We start from the raw sequence: 22,189 nt of genomic DNA on the forward strand, positions 1-22,189 counted from the left end.
CTCCTTGCCCATAGTGTGATGTGCAGGAGGTGTTCTTACTCACAAATCAATGACTAAGTCCTTGGCAATTCCTTACTACTTGCTGGTAAATTCTCCTTCGTAAACATCTGTTTTTCCGTCTTTTTCTGCTGTCAGAGTATACGTTTTTACCCCATCTCGTTGTGCTTTGTTAAATTCAAAGGAACCGTCTGCGTTCACTTCCACTTCGAAGTTGGTGTCTCCTACTTTCACAACGACTTCGCTGCCAGGTTTCACTTCACCAGTTACAGAGTAAAGACCAATCGTTGACATCGTAAAAGATTTTCCTTTAATGGTAGCGCGATCGATCAGATCTGTTGTGTTTCCTGTTTTCTCAGGCGTTGCTGTTTTTGTACCGTCGCTCTTCGTTTGATCGGTAGTCGTCGAAACAGGCTGAGTCGCGTGTAAGTCTGCAATGAGAACTGTTTGTGTAGCTTGCGCCCAATCTACCTTGTAATCCAATGCTTCAGCAATAAATCTCACGGGGACCATAGTTCGTTGGTTAATGATTTGAGCAGGAACATCTAAATTGATGGTTTGTCCATTTTTCTTGGCGATTTTTTGCGAAACAACCAGTCGGACATCGTTTGTCCCTTTGTTGATCGTTACCGTTCTCGTTTGCTCGTTCCATTCTACATCGAAGCCAAGGCTCTCTGCGATTGGCCGGATTGGCACCAAGGTGCGGCTGTCTCGAATGAGAGGATTTTGGTCAGGAAATACAATTGCCTTCTGGTTGTATTCCACTTTAATGGCAGCTGGCGCAGAAGCTGCGGATGCAGAAAAAGCTGCCACTGGTACAAGCGCAATAGCCAGTACAAGCGAGGCTAATTTTTTAAGCATTTCGTCCACTCCATTTCAATAAAGATTCACACGGTTCTTAATCTACTATAGGAAGTAGACCGTTGCAAGCTAATCATTCTATGTTTCATGCTGAATTCTATGAAAATAAGCAGGGAAGAAATGGATACTTTCGAACTATTTTCAAATTGTTACAAAAATGAAACCATCTTTCCCCAAAAAACCGTTACAATGGACATACAGCGACGAAATTTTTCCTTTGAAAGAGGCAATGCCGATGAAAAAATTAATTCCGCTCCTCATCCTCGCACTCATTTTTTGCATGATTCCGCCTGGCGGAAGCTCTGCGAACACTACTGCCATTCAATTGGGAAGTGATGTTCTGTTCGAGCAATTTCATTCTTTGCTGGAAGGCAAAAAAGTGGGGCTCCTCACCAATCAAACGGGGATCAACAGCCAAGGAGTCAGCACCATCGATTTGCTCAGACGAGATCGCTCTGTTAGCCTAGTCGCTCTCTTTGCTCCAGAAAACGGTCTGGATGGAAAGCAGCCGATCACCTCTGAAGTAGGAGCCAGCACACATCCGGTATACGGCATTCCCGTTATCAGCATGAATGCTGCTCATCGCGAGCCTAGTAAAGAAGTTTTCGACAAGCTGGATGTATTGCTAGTAGATGTACAGGATAGCGGTGCCCGAACAAATCCATACATAACGAATCTGTATGACTGCATGTCTGCCGCGAAGCGTCTCGGCAAGCCAGTCATCGTACTGGATCGCCCCAATCCCCTTGGAGGGCGTATCGTCGATGGACCCGTTCTCGAACCTGCCTATCGTTCCTATATTGGCCCTGATATCCTGCCACTTGCTCATGGCATGACAATCGGTGAGCTTGCTTTATACTTTAACCGAAATATCGGCGCTGATCTAACCGTGGTCCCTATGAAGGGGTATACTCGATCCATGCTGTTCCAGGAAACGGGTCTGGCCTGGAAACAAAGTACGCCTGATTTGCCGACTTTACCCTCTGTGTACAGTTACCTGGCTACCGGCATTGGGGCAGGAACCGCCCTGCGTGTGGAAGATTCTTATTCCTGGATAGGAGCTGAAGGAATCGATGCGAGCAAGTATGCTGATCTCCTGAACGCAAGTCTCCTGCCCGGTGTCCTATTCTTCCCTGTAGAAAAAGAATCCGCTGGCGGAGTTCGCCTGCAGATTACCGACCCGCATCTTTTTAACCCAGCCAAGACAGGCATGTACGCTTTGGCATACGCAAGACAGCTCAGTCATTTTCCCGTCCCCAAAACCAGCGCGAATGAAATTCCGCTATTTGCCCAAATCATGGGAACGGACAAAATCAGTCAAAGTCTGGAGCAGGAAAAAAGCCCGCAAGATATAGAAGCGTCCTACTCCACACAGCTGACGACCTTTCAAGAAACGCGCAAGCCTTTCCTCATTTATGGGGAGGAGCCCTATCAGCCTCTCTTGCCGATTGTGAGCAAACCGGCTGCAGCCCAAACGAGTCAGCCTCCTGCCCAATCCGATCCGGCTACACCTGCGGCGCCTAAGCCTGCGCAAACCGATACTTCACCTGCGCCGTCCAAGCCAGCAGCAGGGGGAACGACCACACCTGCAAAGCCGTCACAGCCTGTATCAAAGCCGCCTGTGACAAAGCCCGCAGAGACTGCGCAGCCTGCTGCCAAACCGCCAGTTGCGCCGAAGCCTCCTGCGAAGCCAGCCGCTGCCGATAAAGTCGCTTACCTGACTTTCGATGACGGACCGTCTGTGGTGACACCACAAGTGCTCGATATTTTAAAAAAATTTAATGTGAAGGCAACTTTCTTTATTGTAGGACGCAATGTTCCTGGTCACGAAGCCATCCTCAAGCGCACGCTTGCCGAGGGTCATGCGATCGGTGGCCATACTTACTCCCATGATTACCGCATCGTGTACAAAAGCATGGAAGCCTTCTTTGCTGACTTGGAAAAAGGAAATCTGCTGATCGAAAAAGCGACCGGGATCAAGCCCGCTCTCTTCCGCTATCCTGGTGGAAGTACCAACACAGTCAGTCTCAAATATCAAGATCCAAAGCTCTACAATAAGACGAATCCCGTCATGAAGTCCATCAAGGCGGAAGCCAACAAGCGCAAGTATACCTTTATCGACTGGAATATAACAAACGGCGACGCTCGAAGCAATCAATACACCGCTCAAGCAGCTCTCGCCAATATCAAGCAGCAAGTGAAGAACCAAAAAGAAATCGTCGTCCTGATGCACGATTCCAGCACGAAGGCCCCCACAGCTCAGGCACTACCGGAAGTCATTACCTTTTTAAAGTCGAAAGGATATCGCTTTGATGTCATTCATCCAGAGCACCCTACGGTATCCACAGTGAAATAGAACGAAACAGCCCGCTCCTCGTTGCAATCGTCCGAGAGCGGGCTGTTTTCTTTTATACGGTCATCTTCTTATTGCTGGGAAGCGAGAACGTCATAGCGCAAGCGCAGCTCACGCTTGAGAATCTTCCCGCTCGGGTTGCGCGGCAAGTTGTCCGCGATGACGACATATTTCGGTGCTTTAAACGCCGAGAGCCGTTCTTTGCAGAAGGCAAGCATTTCTTCTTCGGTCAATGCTTCGCCAGCCTTTGGCACGACGACTGCTGTAACAGCCTCGATCCAGTAAGGATGCGGAATGCCGATGACTGCCACCTCGGATACCTTTGGATGCAAATAGATCATCTCTTCCACTTCCCGGCTGGCTACATTTTCCCCGCCAGACTTGATCATATCCTTTTTACGATCCACGATCGTTATAAATCCTTCGTCGTCCATGATTCCCAGATCCCCGCTGTGGAACCAGCCTCCCTCGAAAGCAGCCTGCGTTTTCTCTGGGTCACGGAAGTAGCCGATCATGGCGTGACTGGTACGATGTACGATCTCCCCGATGCTGCCACGGGGCACTTCGTTTCCTTCGTCATCCACGATCCTGGTCTCCACATTGAGTGCAGGTTTTCCTGCTGATCCAGCTTTACGGATCTGCTCTCCGGGCTTGAGCACCGTTGCGAGTGGTGCCACCTCTGTCTGCCCGTAAAAGTTGTAGAACTGTGCGCTTGGCAGTCGTTGATTGAGCTCTTTTAACACCTCAACGGGCATGATGGCGGCTCCATAGTAGCATTTCTTGAGAGAGCTTAGATTACGCGAAGCAAAATCAGGAGAACGCAGAAGCGCGATCCAGACTGTTGGCGGGCAAAACAGCTGTGTCGCTTGAAAGGTCTCCACGGTTTCCAGCATGCTTGCAGGCGTGGCCTGCTCCAGAATGATACCGCTTCCACCTAAATATATGTATGGCCCTAAAAAGCAGTGCAGCTGCGCGCTATGGAATAATGGCAGCGCGTGAATGGCTACGTCGTCCTCTTTCATATCGCCTTCGATGATAGTACTGACGTATTCGGATAGGATGCTCTTGTGTGTCAGCATGACCCCTTTTGGCTTGGATTCGGTACCGCTCGTGTACAAAATATGGGCAACATCCTCATCATCGAGATCGACTTCCGGCTCCTGTCGATCAGCGCCTTCCAGCATCGCACGGAAGGGCAGCCATTCCTCTACTTGTACTGCCGGCTTGGAGATTAGGGACTTCACCCGAATGGCTAGCCCCGACTGTTCCATTGCGCCCTGTGCAAGCTCATGGAACTCAGGAGATGCGAAGACCGCACTTACTTCCGAGTGTCCTAGGATAAAAGCCACATCCTCCTTATTCAGCATGAAATTGATGGGGACCATGATCACGCCTGCTTTTGCCAAAGCAAAATTGAGAATCACAAAATCCATTGAATTGCGCGATAAGACAGCCGCCCGATCTCCCTTTTTCAATCCCTTCTCTATTAAGGCATGCGCAGCTTGATTGACGATTCCATCAAGCTGGCGATAGGTAAACACTTCTTCTTCAAACTGCAAAGCCTTTTTGTCAGGAAAACGCATGTGACTTCGGCGCAGAATATCACCCAACGTATTTCTCCTTACCCTTTTGGCTTCGATCATGTACACGCCTCCTAGCATCATTTCTTGTATTATACTATAGTTTTCTTTATTGCAATTATATTCTGACAGTTTTCCATAAAAAAAACGGCAGCTTCGTCTGCATTTTTGAAGCTGCCGCAGGGCCCCAAGAATCAATCGAGTCCTTACGTACAGGATATATCATTCTGACCTATTCAACGACATTGGTTTTGCTGGATTTTGAGGAAAATAACGGTCAATCGGGCGTTTTCGACAGAAAAAGCTTACGCACATCAGCTGTGACATTGGTTTTGCCAAACAATTCCGCTCATAAAAAGCAAAAAAAGCTCCAACCCATGCTGGTTGGAGAAGGGATAGTACGTTGAGTACTTACGTGAATACCATTAAGATACACGATTTTCTCCCTATTGCCTACAAGCATATGCAGGCAACAATGCCTAAAATGGGCAAAAAAATAGCGACGACTCTCTGCATGGTTTAGTCCGCCGCATATTCCCCAATGTTTGTACTAGATTTCCTTACAAATCCATTATGCTCCTGGTCAACTGTTGGTTCCACAAGTAAATAATGGGAAGCTAGGGAGATTGAACTAATTTTTGAAGGTCAGACAACAAAAAAACGTCCCATCTGCAAGGCTCTCAAAATCGCCTTTTGACGGAACGTGTATCTGCTTATATATGGCGGAGGGAGCAGGATTCGAACCCGCGTGAGCTTTCACTCTAACGGTTTTCAAGACCGCCCCGTTATGACCACTTCGGTATCCCTCCACGTTTCAACAAGTATTACTATAGCATAGCTGCTTTCCCATGCGCAAGAGCCCAGTACTAGAAAACGATGGCCGCATTACCAGCTGCCTAGCTAGGTGTGCCCCTCTGTTCCAACCTCTGTTCCAACCTCTGTTCCAACCTCTGTTCCAACCTCTGTTCCAGCCCTGGTTAGCAGATATCGACTTGCTCCATGAAAAAAGCCTGGCTCCTCCACTTCTGTGACAGGAAACCAGGCTTTTTACGCTTTCTACTATTTCTTGACGACAACCAGCTTCAGCTCCGTGAGCTCTTCGATCGCGTACTTGACCCCTTCACGCCCCATACCGCTTTCCTTGACGCCGCCATAAGGCATATGATCTACACGGAAGGTTGGGATATCGTTAATCATCACACCGCCAACATGAAGCTCATCTGCTGCCTGCAGTGCGAGCGACAGGTTGTTCGTATACAAACCAGCCTGCAAGCCATAACGCGAATCGTTCACGAGACGGATTGCCTCCTGGACAGACTCGACTGCATTGACCAGAACTACTGGACCGAAAACCTCCTGGCAGGATACTTTTGCATCTGCAGGAACTCCTGTCAGTACTGTTGGCTGGAGCATGCGATCGACTACTTCTCCGCCACATTCCACGCGTGCGCCATTTTGCTTGGCTTCCTCGATCCAGGACACTGCCCGCTCTGTTTCACGCGGATTGATCATCGCCGAGTAATCTGCCTCTTCCGACAGGGAATCTCCCCCGCGAAGCTTCTTCGTCTCCGCCACAAACTTGGTTACGAATTCCTCGAAGCGGTCTTTGACTACATAAATGCGCTGAACGGAAATGCACACTTGACCGGAGTAAGCAAAGGCTCCGAAAATGCAGCGTGGGATTACTTCGTCAACATTGACATCTTTATCAATAATCACTGCGGAGTTGGATCCGAGCTCCAATGTAACGCGCTTCAGTCCAGCCCGATTCCGGATATCGATCCCAACGGCTGGGCTTCCGGTAAAGGTCAACGCTTTCACGCGCGGGTCTTTCACCAGGAGGTCACCAACGGACGCCCCGCTGCCCGTGACGACGTTCAGAGCGCCTGCAGGGACACCCGCCTGCTCAGCGATCTCCGCCAGGAAAAAGGCAGACAACGGGGTCTGGGAAGCTGGCTTCAAGACGACCGCATTTCCTGCAGCAAGCGCTGGTCCTACTTTGTGGGCAACCAGATTCATCGGGAAGTTGAAAGGAGTAATCGCCCCGATCACGCCCAGTGGCTCTCGCACGGTGTAAGCGAGCCTGCCTTCGCCGCCAATCGCGGCATCCAGTGGCAGCGTTTCGCCGTGAATACGCTTCGCTTCCTCAGCTGCAAACTTGTACGTCTGAATGGTCCGAATCACTTCTCCACGAGCGGTTTTGATCGGCTTACCCGCTTCCAATGCGATGATCCGTGCAGCTTCCTCCAGGCGTTCATCCATGAGCAGAGACATTTTCTCTAAAATCGCCGCCCGCTGATAAGCAGGCATGCGTCTCATGACTGCTGCAGCTTCTTCTGCAGCATCGATCGCCTTTTGCACCGTTTCTGGATCAGCCTGCGGTATTTGGGCGATTTCCTCGCCACTGTATGGGGAATACAACGGCGCATACACAGAAGCTTCTACCCATTGCCCGCCAATAAAGCAGTTTTTCTTCAAAACAACCGCCTCCGTCCAATTAGTGATTAGGTGTGCACAGCTCAGCCAGGACGCTTTCGAGTACGTTCAAGCCTTCTTCCAGCTGCTCATCGGAAATGACCAGTGGTGACAGTACACGAATGACATTGCTGTACAAACCTGCTGCCATGACAACCAAGCCGTTTTGATAGCACGCCTGCACGATTTTGGCCGTCAGCTCTTTATTCGGTTCCTTCGATCCTTTGTCCTTCACAAGCTCGATCGCGCACATTGCTCCCAGTCCGCGAGCATCGCCTACTTCAGCAAATTGCTGTTTGAATTTCTCGAAACGCTTGAGAATGGTGTCGCCCACTTTATTGGCATGATCTAAGAATCCGTCTTGCTCCATCATTTCGATGACTTTCAACGCAGCGATACAACCGAGCGGGCTGCCTCCGTAGGTACCACCGATTTCACCCGGGTTTGGCGCATCCATGATTTCCGCACGACCGGTCACCGCACTGATCGGCATACCAGCCCCCATGGACTTGGACATGGTGATGAGATCCGGCACAACATCATAGTGCTCCATCGCAAACATTTTACCAGTGCGGCCAAATCCGGTTTGTACTTCATCTGCAATCAGGAGAATGCCATACTTTTCGCAAATCGCCTTGACGCCTTTGACAAATGTTTTGGATGGTACCACGAATCCACCTTCGCCTTGCACAGGCTCCATGATGATCGCAGCTACGTTGTCTGCAGCGACCTCTGCGAGGAAGAAGTCTTCAAAGCGGCGCAATACCTCTGCATCGGTCTCTTCTGGAGATGCATCGTATGGAGAACGGTAGTAGTACGGGTAGGTCATTTTGTAGGTGTCAGGAGCAAACGGCCCGAATTCGTATTTGTACGGACGGACTTTGCTCGTCAGCGACATCGCCAGCAGCGTGCGTCCGTGGAAGCCGCGCTCGAACGAGATGATTGCCTTGCGTCCTGTATATTTGCGCGCAATTTTCACCGCATTCTCGACTGCTTCTGCTCCGCTGTTGAGGAAGAAGGTCTTTTTCGCGTGGTCGCCCGGCGTGATTTGATTGAGCTTTTCTGCTAGCTGGACATACGGCTCATACATCATCACGTGGAAGCATGTGTGTATGTATTGATCCAGCTGTGCCTTGAGCGCCTCAACCACAGCGGGCGGGCAGTGACCAGCATTGATGGAGCCGATCGCCCCAGCAAAGTCAATGAAGGTGTTGCCGTCGATATCGGTCAAGAGTGCGCCTTCCGCTTTGGCAACGAACGCTGGGGTCGTATTGGATGGCCCACGCGGAACGTTGGCTTCCTTTTTCGCGAGCATCTCCTGCGATTTTGGTCCAGGAACAGCTGTTTTCAGTTGAATAAACTTTGTGGTGATCGGACTCATGTATATCCCTCTCCCTCTAGTTCTGGGTATTTTGTTCGGCAACGCCGCACCATTCAATCAGGGCAAGTGCAAAGATCTCTGCGCACGTAAAGACATCGTCGAGCACGATATGTTCGTTGGGATAATGGGCAACCTGTGTAACTCCAGGGCCTACGACGATAGCAGGCGTGTCGGCGAGCGCCGTCAGCAAGCCGCCATCTGTTCCCCATGGAGAAGCTTCGACAACAGCCCGCTTCCCTGTTACAGCCTCAAACTGGCGATGCAGAATATTCATTAATGGATGGTCTTCCGCTACGGAGCCCGGTACCCATCGCGCTCCATACCACTCCAGCTCCACCGGCTGCTCGGCAAACCAAGGATCGACTTCAGCCAGTCGCTTCAATGCAGCGGCCATCTCTGCCTTTGCATCCTCCATCTTCTCTCCTGGTGCGACTCCCATGCGTCCTTCGAGCTTAACGAGATCGGCTACAGAAGAGGGCCATTTTCCGCCCTCGATGACCCCGATGTTGATCGGGATCGGAATCGGAAGTTTCTCATAAAGCGGATCGTCCAAACGATCGTTTCGTTCTTTTTCCAGCTGTCCGATTGCTTGCACGACAGCCAGGCTCTTTTCGATGGCACTCACGCCTTCGTAGCGGGTTCCCCCGTGTGCAGAGCGGCCTTTCACAGAGAGACGGAACCACATCGAGCCTTGCTGCTTCGGGAAAATCTTCATGTTCGTGGGTTCTGGAATCAGTGCCGCATCTGCCTTGTAGCCGCGCAGGATGGTCGCCAAGGTACCTGCACCGCCGCTCTCCTCTTCTACGACGCTTTGGAAAATAACGTCGCCTTTCAGCTTTACACCGAGCTTCTGCAGGACCGAAATAGCCAAGAGGGAAGAGAGATTTCCCCCTTTCATGTCGGTTGCTCCGCGTCCATACAGCTTTCCGTCCTCAATTTTTCCACTGAACGGATCATCGCTCCACTGTGCCCGGTCACCGGCAGGTACTACGTCCACATGACCGTTTAAAATGAGGGAACGTCCCTCACCTGCGCCCTTCCAAACCCCTACTACGTTTGGACTGCCTGTAAAGACCGTGCGCGGGGACACAAAGTACGGGTGAGATAGGAGCTCCTCTCCCTCCATCACCCACAAATCGACGTCCAAGCCCATCGATGCCAGCGTTTTCGCGATGCTTTCTTGGATCGATTCTTCCTCGCCCTGTACGCTCGCATTTTTTACCCATTCCTGCAGCAGTGCTGTCGCCTCATCCCGATCCTTTTCCAACTGCTCCCGAATAAGAGTCTGCCAGTTTGCCATGGTTCTCCTCCTGACTCGCGGAAATTTGGTATTGCCCGTATGGTAAAAAAATCTCGTTAACGAAAAACGGCTACTTCGCCCTCGATTTTCAGTTCTGCTTCTGTCGCCCCGATCACATCCGCTACGCAGTACGGATACATCACCTCGCGCAGATAGAGACCGTCTGACTTGACCTCCATGACCGCCATGTCGGTGATGATCCAATCGGCTGCGCCACGAGCGGTCAGTGGCAGCGAGCACTCCCTGACGATCTTGGAGCGTCCGTTTTTATCCAGATGGGTAGTGACGACCATGACTTTCTTCGCCTTTTGTGCCAGTTCCATCGCTCCCCCCATACCAGGAACGCGTTTGCCTGGGACGATCCAGTTGGCGATATCGCCGCTCTGGCTTACCTCTAATACTCCGAGGATCGTCATATCGAGCAGCCCACGTCGGATGATCGCAAACGCCGTAGCGCTGTCAAAAAAGGAAGCTCCAGTCGCCAGCGTGACCGGAAATCCGCCAGCATTGCACAGCATCGGGTTTTCCTCACCCTTTACTGGGCTAGGTCCCGTACCTAAAATGCCGTTCTCTGCGTGAAACATCACGCGCACATCAGCCGGGATAAAATCAGCAACCAGCGTCGGGATGCCGATACCGAGGTTGATGATCATGCCATCCTCGACTTCCAACGCTGCACGCCGGGCAATCCGCTCTCGGTAGCTCTCGGTCTCTTTTACTTCTCCCACGCCCATTGCCAGTTCACCCCTTCACTTTGCACGATAAAGTTGACGAATACGCCTGGTGTTACGATCTCCTCCGGCGACAGCTCGCCGATCTCGACGATTTCATCTGCTTCCACGATCGTAATGTCTCCTGCCATCGCCACCAGCGGGTTGAAGTTTCGTGCGCTAGTATCATAAACAAGATTCCCGTAGCGATCTGCTTTTTTGGCGTGAATGATCGATACTTCCGCGGTGAGCGGCGTCTCCAGCAAGTACTCCTTGTCTCCCACGACGACCTTTTGCTTTCCCTTTTCCGCGATTGTGCCGATTCCGACATCGGACAAGATCCCGCCCAAACCGACACCACCTGCCCGCACGCGCTCTGCCAGGATACCCTGAGGGCAAAATTCCACCTCGAGCTCGCCTGCTGTCATCTGGGCGCCCGCATTTGGATTCGACCCGATGTGAGATGCGATCACCTTTTTGACCCGCTTCTCTGTTACCAGCTTGCCGATGCCGATGTGCGGAAACGCTGTGTCATTGCTGACGAGGGTAATATCGCGGACACCTTTATCCAAAATGCCCTGGATCAGCGAGGGTGGATTGCCCACCCCACCGAATCCGCCAGACATGAGCGTCATTCCATCGCGGAAATGTGTCAGCGCTTCCTCCATGGAAATCACTTTTTCAAATCGATTAGTCATGAATGCGCGCTCCCTTCTATCCGATCAATGCTTTTTGCTGCAGCTCTTGCGAAACGGCTTCAATCGCCTCTTTTAAAATGCCGATCAGTGTATCAATTTCTTCTTGGGTAATCGTAATCGGCGGTGCGAGAATGACCGAATCACCTGCTACACCGTCAATTCCTCCAACTGCCGGATAAACCAGCAAGCCTTTTTCAAATGCTTTGGCAATTACCTTCGCGCTCACGTTTTCAGAAAGGGCGAACGTCTCTTTGGTCTGCTTGTTTTTCACAAACTCGAGTCCGCACAGCATACCCAACCCGCGGGCCTCTCCGACTAGAGGCAGCTCGTCTGCGAGCCCTTGCAGGCGTTGCAGCAGGTAAGCACCGTTTTCGGCGGATTTCTCAATCAGATTGTTCTTCTCAATATAGTTCAGGACAGCCAAAGATACGGCTGCGGACTGTGGGTTGGCGCTGTACGTATGTCCCGCCATGATGGAAGCGCTGCCTTTTTGGATGACTTCAATGATCTCCTCTGTCACGATCGTTGCGGCCATCGGCGTATATCCTGCGCTCATACCTTTTCCGATCGTAATCATGTCAGGCACTACGCCCCAGTGATCTATCCCAAATGCTTTTCCTGTGCGTCCCATGCCTGTCATGACCTCATCGGCAATAAACAGCACGTTGTATTTATCACAAATTTCACGGATTCGCTGGAAGTACCCCGGTGGAGGAACCACAGCACCCGCAGTCGCCCCGATAACCGGCTCAGCGATGAAGGCGGCTACCTGCTCGGGTCCTACGCGCAGGATGGCTGTCTCCAGCTCGTTCGCACATTGCATCCCGTATTCTTCCAGGCTGAGTCCTTCTGGCTTACGGTAAGGGTACGGCCCCGTGATCGCCGGGTAGTCTTCGAGCAATGGCACAAACCGTTTGCGGCGCAGCACATGCCCGGACATCGACAAGGCACCCATCGTGATTCCGTGATAGCTCATCCAGCGGGAAATGATGCGGTTTTTCGTGAAATTGCCTTGTTCCTGCCAATATTGAATTGCTATTTTTTGTGCCGTCTCCGTCGCTTCAGAACCACTGCTGACGAAGAACGTCCAGTTGAGGGAGCCCGGTGCCCACTCCGCCAGCTTTTTCCCCAGCTGCTCAACAGCATCACTGCTGAAATGAGAGCGATACGCGAAGGAAATGCTCTTGGCTTGCTCATACATGGCATCCACGACTTCGTCTACCGCATGGCCGATGAGGGCTGTAACGGCACCGCTGCATCCATCGATGTATTGTTTTCCCTCTTTATCGTAGAGATAGATCCCTTTCCCATGAGAGATGACCGGATAGGTCTTTCCCAGTTCAGGCTTAATGACATAACTTCTTTCCATTGTCGCCACCTCGCTTTTCTCTACCTTCATCCTATCCGACCGAAGCGCAAGCGCCATCCGACGAGCTGGCAAAAAAACATGGAAAAGAGACAAAATCTTTTGTACATTTTGTATAAAGAACTTTTTCGGAGGGATCACTATGAGCATTACCATTCGGGAGGCCCTTCAATTGCCTGATATGGTTCAGACCAGATTGATCGCCGGCGCTGGTGGATTGGACAACCCCATTCGCTGGGTGACGATAGTAGAAGTACTGGAGGACGCGACAAGGCTGCAGGAAGGGGAGTTTCTCATCACGACAGGCTTTGGGCTTGCTGACAACACGGAGCGTCTCTCTTCCTTCATCCCATCCCTTGCCAGCCAAAAGCTGAGCGGGGTAGCGATTCATACCGGATTTTATTTGCGAGAAATCCCGGCAGCCTTTATCGAGGTGGCCGACCAGCTGCAGCTGCCCCTCATTGAAATCCCGGCGGAAATCAATTTTTCGACGATTACAAAGGCCATCCTGCAGCCTATTATCAACCGCCAGTTCGAGACTCTGGCTTATTCGCAAGCCATTCACAACCGCATGATTGACGCCGCTCTCTCCCGGGGAGGATTAGCCGCCATCGCAGCCGAATTGGCAACGCTCACGGGAGGAGTCGTATCACTGGTTGATGCCTTGGGCTTTGAGGTAACTCAGCATGGAACAACTGAGCAAAGGGAAGAAGCCGCGGGAGAAGGTAGCACCCACTCGATCCCGATCCGCGCCAATCGCGAGCATTTTGGCACTCTTTCGCTGGTCAAGCCTTTGCATGCATGGAAAGAGCTCGATGATGTGGCACTGCAGCACGCCTCGACCCTCTGTGCTTTGGAATATGTAAAAGAACGAGCCGTTTCTGCAACGGAATGGCGGTTAAAAGGGGACTTTGTAGAGGAGTTGTTAAATGGCAAGCAAATGAGCCATTCGGAATTGGAAAGCCGCTGTCGGATGCTGGGCTACCCTTTGGCTGGTGGACATTTGGTCGCTGCTCTAAAAGTAGATGTGAGCGACGATGCTGGTCTCTACGAACTGCATCAAAGTGCCATCATGCTGATGCGCAGGCTGTGTGATCGTCAGCAGCGCTCCTACCTGCTCCGTGAGCGCCCCCATTATTTACTGTTCGTTTTCCCCGACAATCGTGCGAGCCTGCAGGTTTTGGAGCTATTTGCGCAACGCTGGGAGCAGCTGCACCATGAGTATTCGCTCCACTTAGCCTTGAGCACCCCTCGTCAGCAGCTCTCTGACGTAGCTACTGCAGCTGAGGAAGCCACCTTTGCCCTGCAGGCGTACCCGCTGCTCGCAAAACCTCCGGGGATCTTGCGCTACCGTGACATGCAAGGCTATCAGTTTCTGTTTCCTTACCATCGCAGTGAAGAGGCTTTGCAGCAGCTATGGAAGCCTTTGCTCGCACCACTGATCGGATACGATAGCAAGCATAATCAGCAGCTGCTGGAGACATTAAGCGTGTACCTGCAGCAGAACGGCAACGGACTTCAAACGTCCCAAGCCTTATATATTCATCGCCACACCCTGAAATACCGCCTCACCCAGATTGAAGAAAAAACGGGCTATCACCTGGAGGATGCGCATCAACGCTGGCAGCTGCAGCTCGCTCTCATGGCGCGCAGTCTCCAGCAACAGCTCTATCCTTCACAGGCGCAGCCCTAGCTTTCTTACTCCCAGGATGGGCGGAGTGGCTTCACCCAAATATTCATATCTTCGTAGCCGGAAAATATCGTGCAGTTGTTGATTAATCTCCCGCGATACGTGTAGCCCATTTTTGCGGCAGTCACATTCATCCCTGGTGATTGCGCGCGGGTAAGCGAATACAAGTAGTAAATACCGGATTCCTCCATTTTGCGTTCCAGGGCAACAAACAACGCTTGGAGGAGTCCTTTTCCCCCGTGATCCGGGTGAGTGGCGCAATCCGTCATTTCGGCAGAGCCCATCCGCTCGTTCACTTCCGCTGATGCAGCACAAGCGATTTTCCCCTCGTACTCGACGACCATGTATCGAGTCCCTTCCTCCATCGTTTTACGGACATAGACAGGGTCATCCATCGGTGTCGGATAGGTAGCAAACACGAGTGCATACAGCTTCGCAAGCTCCTCCGCGTCCGCCTCACCCGCTTCTCGCATGGAATAGCCTGCCGGCAGTGCCTTCTCCTCGCCGCTGCCTTGCTTGCCAAGGCTAAGTTCAAGGATTTCTTCCGCGAGCTCAGGTGCGACAGAAGTGGCCCGCTCCTTCGTCAGAAAGCTAGATAGCATTTGTGCATTTTCTCCATGAAAAAAGCCTTCGATGACACCTTCCAGCGCGTACCCCAAAGCGGTCCATTTTTCCACATCTGCTTTTTTGCCGTAGACAATGAGCTTCGTCGCCCCAGTCTCTTGCGCTAGCTTTCTCATCCATTGATCAAGCTCCACGACCTGATTCGGGTCATATACGTGCAGCTTCACCCGCCGGTTTTGCTGGTCCACGACCAGATCTCCTGAGGCGAGCATGATCTCTACATTTACCATGACGCACTCCCCCTTTCCGTTCTCTATCCATTGTAGCAAACGGAAAATCTGCGTCATCTGCCAATCTGTATAAAATCCTGCTTCGGTGCCGGAGCATCATTTCCCTCTTCTATTGTCTTGAGATAGGTATTCGATGAGAGCCATTTGTACCTTCCGCTCATAGCATGATAGAAGGAACAGTCAAAGACAGGGAAGGAGGGGATTTTCATGAGCATTGGAAACAACAACTTCGCTCTGGTACTGGTGCTATTCATCCTTCTGGTGATCGTGCTCAGCGCAATTGGATAGCTCGCTGTTTACGTCGCGCCCCTCATCGCGGTAGTATCGAGGGGCTTTTTACATATCATGGTAGTATGTGGATTTAAGTCTGCCTTTGAAAGGAGGAAGCTCACGTGAATCCCCTCATCTACGCCCACCGCGGTGCTTCCGGCCTTTTTCCGGAAAACACCATGGAGTCTTTTTACGCGGCTGTTCGGCGTCGAGCTGACGGCATCGAGCTGGATGTGCAATTGAGCCGTGACGATAAACTCGTCGTCATTCACGACCATACACTGGATCGCACGACTACAGGCAGTGGTCTTGTCCGCAGGCATACTCTGCAAGAGCTTCGACAATTTCGTGCTGACAGAGGCTCATCCTCCCGTTATTCCCGCGCGAGGATTCCTACGCTGCGCGAGGTCTTTCATGCCTTTGCCGATACGCCCCTCCACTTTATCATTGAACTGAAAAACTTTCTCTCCGATCAGCCACATCTGGAGGAGCTCGTTATTGAGCAGATCCGACGTTATCACCTGACAGACCGCACCATCATCTCCTCATTTAACTTCGACAGCTTGCTGCGCATCAAACAGCTGGATCCCGCTCAAACGACGGGGCTGCTGTATGTCGGTCCGATCCCGCGTCCCTGGGAAGTCGCCAAGCGCTATGCTGCCGATCAGCTGCATGTCCCCATGGATCAGCTATCCGCTCAGCTGGTCAAGGATTCCCACAAGCATGACCTCACTGTTCTCGGATGGACCGTGAACAGCTCCAAGGACATCCAGGATGCCTTCGATATGGGTGTCGATGGCCTGATCACCAATTACCCCGGGCGAGCACGAAAGATCCTGCGAGCCCGTTCGTAACCAGCTGTAACAAAAAGGGAGCCCCCCTTTTAAAATGTACCCTTTGTAAAGGACACTTTTAAAAAGTCTAGGCAGCTCTCAGTAGATGATCCCTGTATTGAACGGGGGTCATCTTTTTTAAATTCCATTGGTATCTATAGTGATTGTAGTACGTCATGTAATGCTTAATTTCACGTTTTAATTCTTCAAGACTCGTACATTTCTTAATCGAGGCTTCGTCTTTAAAATAACCAAAAAAGGACTCCTGAGGGGCGTTATCCCAACAGTTCCCTCGTCTTGACATCGATTGGCACAATGTAAGTTTCTTCACCAATTTCTGAAAGTCAGGGTGAGTATAATGCGTTCCCTGGTCGGAGTGGATCATGGCATCTTTTGCCCTCTTAAAGTTTCGATTCTTTTTTAATTTGAGAAGGGTATCCGTAGCTAAGTCCATGGTGATACGGTCTGACACATGGTAGGCCAAGATCTCATTGGTCGAACCATCTTTTATCGTGGATAGATAGGCTTTTTGACCTTTGCCTCCGTTAAAAGCACTTTCCCAGGAATATTTTGTTTAAATTTTCGGTTTAAAAGGTTGGGTACAACTCGGTGCTCCTGTGTGGCTTTCATCATTCGTCTATATGGATTTGCCTTTCGAATGGGACAAATGATGGCAAATTTCTTCATAATCCTCCGAATACGCTTCAAATTGAAGACAACTTGAAATTGACCCGCCAAGGTCATTTTAATTTGACGAGCCCCTTTCTTACGCCCTTTAAAATGGAAGGCTTTTAAGATGATCTCTTTTGCGATTTCATCCTTCTGGTCTTTTTTCTTTCTCTGTTCCTGCGACTTAGCCGAGAAATAATTATAATAACCGCTACGAGACACACTTGCTACTTCACAAAGATAACGCACCATATGTTTAAGCTGGTACTTTTCAATGACGGAACGGATAAGCATATATTTCTGGCCAGGAGGCAGGACTACGGGCTTTCCTTCAGCCCCCTTTCTGCTATACGAATCTTTTTTAACAGTTCATTTTCGGCTTTTAATAAGTTGTTTTGAGCCTCTAAACGAGCGTACTTTTCCTCTAGAGTCAGTTCCTTGTCACGAGGGCGTCCAGTGTTTTCGGTTCTACTGTCATGCAACCCAAGCAACCCGTTTTCGCGGTATGCGTTAAGCCATCTATCTGCAGATGACTTCACTCTCTGTGGTCCAATTACATCCACATCAAACCCATATTCCTCAAAGATCTGTCTTGGAAATTTTCCTTTTTCGTATTCAACAATAAAAATACGCTTAAATTCATCGGTATAAGTAATTGACTTCGCACTTACTGATTTGATGTGAGAATTTCGCTTTAGTTGGTTCATCTCTTTTTCCGTAAATATCTTCTTGCTCATACTTTCCCCAACCCCGATTTTTTCTTAATTATACAGAAAAGTACCCTATAGGTAGACTTTTTTAACGTGTCTACTCTATAGGGTACATTTTATTTCATCGGGGCTCCCTTTTGCTATGTCGCTTTATCATCCGTTCGTTTGCGGAACGAAAAATTTCCCTTGCCACGAGTTGCGATTTTTCAACTCAGCATCGATGCCATTGAGGACTTCCCATTTCTTTCGGCTCCACATAGGACCAATCAGCAGGTCTGGAGGGCCATCGCCGGTAATGCGGTGCACGATCATCTCTGGCGGCAAGACCTCCAGCGAATCCACGACCAGCTTGGTGTATTCTTCTTGCGACAGGAACTCCAGGAGTCCTGCTTCATACTGCTTTACCATCGGCGTCTTGCGGAGAAGATGCAGCAGATGGATTTTGATTCCCTGCACATCCAGATGCGCCACTGCGTTTGCCGTCTGCATCATCTCTTCATGCGTCTCTCCCGGCAGTCCATAAATAATGTGGGAGCAGATGCGGATGTTGTGCTTACGGAGCTTCTCAACGGCCTGCAGATAGCACTCGTAGTCATGCGCACGGTTGATCAGCTGGGCAGTATGTTCGTGAATGGTTTGCAAGCCGAGCTCTACCCACAAATACGTCCGCTCGTTTAATTCAGCCAAATATTCCACCACATCGTCCGGCAAGCAGTCAGGACGTGTCGCAATCGATAGCCCTACAACCCCCTCCTGCCTGAGGATGACTTCATACATCTCGCGCAGCTCAGCCACAGGCGCGTACGTATTGGTGTAGGCTTGAAAGAAACCGAGGTACTTGGCGTTCGGCCACTTTTCATGCATGCGATTCTTCACATCATGAAATTGACGTTCCAGGTCCATCCGGCGATCACCTGCGAAGTCTCCCGATCCTCTGGCACTGCAAAACGTGCAGCCGCCAGTCGCGACCTTTCCATCTCGGTTTGGACAGCTGAAGCCGCCGTCCAGCGGCACCTTGAAGATTTTTTCGTGAAACGTATTTCGCAAATGGTAGTTCCATGTATGATAACGTTTATCTCCCCACATCAAGGGAGACTCGTTATGGCAACACTTTGGTGCGAGCGTCATTGCTGTATTCCCTCCTCGTGGCGAAGCTGCTTTCAGTCGCCACTCTCTTACGTCCATCCTGTTTAACGATTCGGTACTCGATCCAATTATTATACCAACTGGAGGCAACCACTGCCACCCCCGTAAAACAGGAAAACCACAGGTTGCCCTGTGGTTTTTGCATGTGTAGCTGCTATTGCTGGATCTCCTCGATCCGAATCGCACGACTGTGAGATGTATGACTCCACACCTGATTTTTCTTGGTGAAGAAGGCGTAAAACATGATCGGGAGCCAGGTGAGGAAAAAGAACGGGAGACACAGTATTCCCAGATACCCCTTAAGAGGCACTTTTTCCAGATATAGAGCCATGAACGGCAGCAAATAGAAGACCGCTGTCGAGGTATATACTAACCAGCTAGGTAAAATGCTTGCAGCAGGCATCAACATATCAATTTCAAAGAATCGACCCAGGAACACCAAAGACATGAACGTTACAATCAATACGTACATCGGCTGGAACAAATAAAATGCAGCGTCCAGCATACCCAAACGTCCTTTGGTAATCCCGTTTTTCAAAACGGAACCAATGTAGCGTCCAGCGACATCGTAGTGGCCTTGCATCCAACGCAGACGTTGGCGCATGGAGGATTTCAGGTCAATCGGCTTTTCATCCCAAACCTTGGTGTCATGAGCCCATGTCGGGTAAATCCCGCGTTCAATGCAGCGTGTGGCGAACTCCAGGTCTTCCGTCAAGCTCGTAGCACCCCAGCCCATTTCCTTGAGCAGGCTGCTCTCGATGCAAAGTCCTGTCCCCCCCAATGTGTTCGGCAGTCCAAGGTTATGACGTGCCAGCTGCCACATCCGGTTGGTGAACCAGTAGGTCACGGCGTAAGACAGGGTAATCCAAGAATCGAACGGGTTTTTCGAATCGAGGTAGCCTTGAATGACTCTTGCCCCTTTGCAAAGACGATCGTTCATGACGCGCAGGAAATTTTTCTCTACCAGATTGTCCGCGTCAAACATGACGACAGCATCGTATTGCTCTGGTCGTGCCCAAAGATTTTCCAGCATCCACTCAATCCCGAAGCCTTTTCCTCGTTTCGATGTGTCAAATCGCTCGCACGCAATCGCGCCATGAGCTCGGCTGATTTCCGCAGTGTTATCTGTACAGTTGTCACAAATAACGAAGATGTCGTACTTCTCGCGCGGGTAATCAAGCTTTTTCAGGTTTTCAATCAGTGGTGCGATAACGGCGCTCTCGTTATGTGCCGCGATCAGCACCGCAAAGGTTTTCTCCGGTTCATGTGTGACTTGCTCCTTTTTGCGGAACAGTCCTGCACAGGAAACCAGTGTTTGGTACGTGCTGATTACACCTACCGTTGTACTAAATCCGATGAATAATCCCTCAATGATCTCTCTAAATACACTCATGGGTTCTTCTCCTCGACCTGAATCAAAATTGGGTCAGTTTTTCGTTCAGGTAGTGTTGTTTTTCCAACATTTCTCTATTGTTTTTCTCTCAATTGGGAGTGTACATCAAATGCGATTCATTAGCAATGACCCAAAAGTGGGAAAAAGAAGGCACTGCTATCACCTTTCCCACGTTTCTTTCTTTCTATTCGACATCTCACGACAGTGAGCAGAAAAAAAAGCCTTCGTAACAAAAGGCTTCGATTATTCAGTCTGACTAAAAAAATGGTGACCCGTAGGGGATTCGAACCCCTGTATGACAGCGTGAAAGGCTGCTGTGTTAAACCGCTTCACCAACGGGCCAATCTGTCCATTCTTTATGGTGCGGTCGGCGAGACTCGAACTCGCATGGGTCGCCCCGCCACCCCCTCAAGATGGTGTGTCTGCCAATTCCACCACGACCGCAAAACCTTTAAGCCCCAATCACGTTCTCGAGTATACACAATCCGTTTTCGTAAGTCAATACGATTTTCTGACTGTTCGGCGCCCATTTTCATTCAAATAAAATCCGTTTTCACAGCCTCAATTCTTCCTTATTATATGTCGAGTCGAAACAGGTCTGACCGTGTAGAAAACTTTTCAGATATCGGTAAGAAACTCTTTCGGAAAATACCACAAATTCGTCACAATCGACAATATTTCCTACAAGTCTTTCCACTCTTTCCATACATATTTTCTATGCTCCGAGGAAAATACTAAAGCGAAACAGCATGGAACGAAGCGTCCATTCAAAAATGATCCGATGGGAGATTGCCATGATACCTGAAAATATAAAGCTGCTTTTGCATGATATCAGGCTGATAGGCGGTGGCATGGAGGAATATGAGAACCCCGATGATTGGCAGTTAATCCGTGGCCTGGTAGGTGAGGAATGGAACGTAGACCTGTGTGACGCTACACCAGAGTTTTGGGAGAAGCTGAAAGCCTCACTGGAGCAGCACAAAGAGGTCGCGATGAATAAGGCAGAGAAACGGTACCTTCACGGGCTCTACTACTACAACCCGTTTGTTTGATTACGCCCCACTCTTGTTTACCCGCTAGGCTAAAAGTATGAATCTAACTGGAATTTGTAAGCTTGAATAAGATACGGGGATCGCATTTGCCCGGATTTTTCTTAATGAACACAAAAAAGCCTCCTTTACACTCAAAGCAATTCCCTTGAGTACACAGGAGGTCTTTTCGTCTTTTTCCAATAGGCCACGATGGCGTCCCAGGAGAGATTCGAACTCCCGACCGACGGCTTAGAAGGCCGTTGCTCTATCCAGCTGAGCTACTGGGACAGAATTGGAGGGAGTACCCGGATTTGAACCGGGGATGAGGGTTTTGCAGACCCGTGCCTTACCACTTGGCTATACTCCCATAACATGGGGCGATCGATGGGACTTGAACCCACGAGTGCCGGAGCCACAATCCGGTGCGTTAACCCCTTCGCCACGACCGCCATAGCAAGATTAAAGTCTTCTGGCAGGGGCAGTAGGAATCGAACCCACACCAAAGGTTTTGGAGACCTTCGTTCTACCTTTAAACTATGCCCCTTTGGTAGCGGTGGAGGGAATCGAACCCCCGACCTTTCGGGTATGAACCGAACGCTCTAACCAGCTGAGCTACGCCGCCAAAATAGAAAATGGCGGAGAGTGAGGGATTCGAACCCTCGCTACGCTTGCGCATACTAACGGTTTAGCAAACCGTCCCCTTCGGCCTCTTGGGTAACTCTCCGCGATAGATATATGTTCCTTCAAAACTGGAACTGCATGTTTGCTAAGATGTGTGGATAAGTCCTCGACCGATTAGTATTCGTCAGCTCCACGTGTTACCACGCTTCCACACCGAACCTATCAACCTCATCGTCTATGAGGGGTCTTAC

16 protein-coding genes, 9 tRNA genes, 1 rRNA gene and 1 pseudogene are annotated in these 22,189 nt (G+C 50.4%); 5 read left to right on the plus strand and 22 right to left on the minus strand.

Features of this window, described 5'->3' with window-relative positions; genetic code table 11:
- Positions 1-75: 75 nt before the first annotated feature.
- Complete coding sequence (locus tag EDM59_RS09505) at positions 76-858, minus strand: copper amine oxidase N-terminal domain-containing protein (protein WP_122923328.1); 783 nt, start codon at positions 856-858, stop codon at positions 76-78.
- A 235-nt stretch (positions 859-1,093) separates the two neighbouring features.
- On the opposite strand from EDM59_RS09505, the gene EDM59_RS09510 reads away from it, so the two are divergent.
- A complete protein-coding gene (locus EDM59_RS09510) occupies positions 1,094-3,214 on the plus strand; it encodes an exo-beta-N-acetylmuramidase NamZ domain-containing protein (RefSeq protein ID WP_122923329.1) in 2,121 nt (706 codons plus the stop codon).
- A 68-nt stretch (positions 3,215-3,282) separates the two neighbouring features.
- Here EDM59_RS09510 and EDM59_RS09515 read toward each other — a convergent pair whose 3' ends face one another.
- The 8 genes from EDM59_RS09515 to EDM59_RS09555 form a co-directional block, all read right to left on the minus strand.
- On the minus strand, positions 3,283-4,854 hold the full coding sequence (locus EDM59_RS09515; RefSeq protein ID WP_122923330.1) for an acyl-CoA synthetase: 1,572 nt from the start codon (positions 4,852-4,854) through the stop codon (positions 3,283-3,285).
- 657 nt (positions 4,855-5,511) lie between these two features.
- Positions 5,512-5,600, minus strand: a tRNA-Ser gene (locus tag EDM59_RS09520).
- 250 nt (positions 5,601-5,850) lie between these two features.
- Complete coding sequence (locus EDM59_RS09530) at positions 5,851-7,269, minus strand: aldehyde dehydrogenase family protein (protein ID WP_122923332.1); 1,419 nt, start codon at positions 7,267-7,269, stop codon at positions 5,851-5,853.
- 19 nt (positions 7,270-7,288) lie between these two features.
- Positions 7,289-8,647 carry a 4-aminobutyrate--2-oxoglutarate transaminase gene (gene gabT / locus EDM59_RS09535; RefSeq protein ID WP_122923333.1) on the minus strand — a complete coding sequence of 453 codons (1,359 nt, stop codon included), beginning with the start codon at positions 8,645-8,647 and terminating at the stop codon, positions 7,289-7,291.
- 16 nt (positions 8,648-8,663) lie between these two features.
- The gene (locus EDM59_RS09540) at positions 8,664-9,947 is read right to left on the minus strand and encodes a peptidase (protein WP_122923334.1); all 1,284 of its coding nucleotides are present in this window, start codon (positions 9,945-9,947) and stop codon (positions 8,664-8,666) included.
- A gap of 56 nt (positions 9,948-10,003) precedes the next feature.
- A complete protein-coding gene (locus EDM59_RS09545) occupies positions 10,004-10,681 on the minus strand; it encodes a 3-oxoacid CoA-transferase subunit B (protein WP_092267934.1) in 678 nt (225 codons plus the stop codon).
- Positions 10,663-11,355 carry a 3-oxoacid CoA-transferase subunit A gene (locus tag EDM59_RS09550; protein WP_122923335.1) on the minus strand — a complete coding sequence of 231 codons (693 nt, stop codon included), beginning with the start codon at positions 11,353-11,355 and terminating at the stop codon, positions 10,663-10,665. Before EDM59_RS09550 ends, EDM59_RS09545 begins: the two co-directional genes overlap by 19 nt.
- A gap of 16 nt (positions 11,356-11,371) precedes the next feature.
- Positions 11,372-12,724 carry an aspartate aminotransferase family protein gene (locus EDM59_RS09555; RefSeq protein WP_122923434.1) on the minus strand — a complete coding sequence of 451 codons (1,353 nt, stop codon included), beginning with the start codon at positions 12,722-12,724 and terminating at the stop codon, positions 11,372-11,374.
- Positions 12,725-12,863: 139 nt separating this feature from the next.
- Between EDM59_RS09555 and EDM59_RS09560 the strand changes: the two genes are divergently transcribed.
- A complete protein-coding gene (locus tag EDM59_RS09560) occupies positions 12,864-14,414 on the plus strand; it encodes a PucR family transcriptional regulator (RefSeq protein WP_122923336.1) in 1,551 nt (516 codons plus the stop codon).
- 5 nt (positions 14,415-14,419) lie between these two features.
- Here EDM59_RS09560 and ablB read toward each other — a convergent pair whose 3' ends face one another.
- The gene (ablB, locus tag EDM59_RS09565) at positions 14,420-15,265 is read right to left on the minus strand and encodes a putative beta-lysine N-acetyltransferase (protein ID WP_122923337.1); all 846 of its coding nucleotides are present in this window, start codon (positions 15,263-15,265) and stop codon (positions 14,420-14,422) included.
- Between the two features lie 207 nt (positions 15,266-15,472).
- Here ablB and EDM59_RS31750 point away from each other — a divergent pair, with 207 nt between their 5' ends.
- Both EDM59_RS31750 and EDM59_RS09575 read left to right on the plus strand, forming a co-directional pair.
- Positions 15,473-15,553: a YjcZ family sporulation protein gene (locus EDM59_RS31750; RefSeq protein ID WP_092267931.1), complete on the plus strand. Its 81-nt coding sequence runs from the start codon at positions 15,473-15,475 to the stop codon at positions 15,551-15,553.
- Between the two features lie 104 nt (positions 15,554-15,657).
- Positions 15,658-16,389 carry a glycerophosphodiester phosphodiesterase gene (locus tag EDM59_RS09575; protein WP_122923338.1) on the plus strand — a complete coding sequence of 244 codons (732 nt, stop codon included), beginning with the start codon at positions 15,658-15,660 and terminating at the stop codon, positions 16,387-16,389.
- 67 nt (positions 16,390-16,456) lie between these two features.
- Here EDM59_RS09575 and EDM59_RS09580 read toward each other — a convergent pair.
- From EDM59_RS09580 to EDM59_RS09600, 5 genes and pseudogenes are all read right to left on the minus strand, one after another.
- Positions 16,457-17,774, minus strand: a pseudogene (locus tag EDM59_RS09580) (IS3 family transposase).
- 126 nt (positions 17,775-17,900) lie between these two features.
- Positions 17,901-18,875 carry a tRNA modification radical SAM protein MnmL/YtqA gene (gene mnmL / locus EDM59_RS09585; RefSeq protein ID WP_122923339.1) on the minus strand — a complete coding sequence of 325 codons (975 nt, stop codon included), beginning with the start codon at positions 18,873-18,875 and terminating at the stop codon, positions 17,901-17,903.
- A gap of 172 nt (positions 18,876-19,047) precedes the next feature.
- Positions 19,048-20,286, minus strand: coding sequence for a glycosyltransferase family 2 protein (locus EDM59_RS09590; RefSeq protein ID WP_122923340.1), 1,239 nt, complete (start codon positions 20,284-20,286; stop codon positions 19,048-19,050).
- A 265-nt stretch (positions 20,287-20,551) separates the two neighbouring features.
- Positions 20,552-20,628: transfer RNA gene (locus tag EDM59_RS09595), tRNA-Glu, on the minus strand.
- A 17-nt stretch (positions 20,629-20,645) separates the two neighbouring features.
- Positions 20,646-20,730: transfer RNA gene (locus EDM59_RS09600), tRNA-Leu, on the minus strand.
- 350 nt (positions 20,731-21,080) lie between these two features.
- Between EDM59_RS09600 and EDM59_RS09605 the strand changes: the two genes are divergently transcribed.
- Positions 21,081-21,338: a hypothetical protein gene (locus EDM59_RS09605; protein WP_122923341.1), complete on the plus strand. Its 258-nt coding sequence runs from the start codon at positions 21,081-21,083 to the stop codon at positions 21,336-21,338.
- A 190-nt stretch (positions 21,339-21,528) separates the two neighbouring features.
- Here EDM59_RS09605 and EDM59_RS09610 read toward each other — a convergent pair.
- From EDM59_RS09610 to EDM59_RS09640, 7 genes are all read right to left on the minus strand, one after another.
- A tRNA-Arg gene (locus tag EDM59_RS09610) sits at positions 21,529-21,605 on the minus strand.
- Positions 21,606-21,610: 5 nt separating this feature from the next.
- Positions 21,611-21,684, minus strand: a tRNA-Cys gene (locus EDM59_RS09615).
- Between the two features lie 6 nt (positions 21,685-21,690).
- Positions 21,691-21,766: transfer RNA gene (locus tag EDM59_RS09620), tRNA-His, on the minus strand.
- A gap of 21 nt (positions 21,767-21,787) precedes the next feature.
- Positions 21,788-21,861: transfer RNA gene (locus tag EDM59_RS09625), tRNA-Trp, on the minus strand.
- 1 nt (position 21,862) lies between these two features.
- Positions 21,863-21,939, minus strand: a tRNA-Met gene (locus tag EDM59_RS09630).
- Between the two features lie 11 nt (positions 21,940-21,950).
- A tRNA-Ser gene (locus EDM59_RS09635) sits at positions 21,951-22,041 on the minus strand.
- Between the two features lie 51 nt (positions 22,042-22,092).
- Positions 22,093-22,189, minus strand: a 23S ribosomal RNA gene (locus EDM59_RS09640); the annotation flags it as partial.

It is taken from the genome of Brevibacillus nitrificans (assembly GCF_003710965.1).
Lineage (GTDB): Bacteria > Bacillota > Bacilli > Brevibacillales > Brevibacillaceae > Brevibacillus > Brevibacillus centrosporus.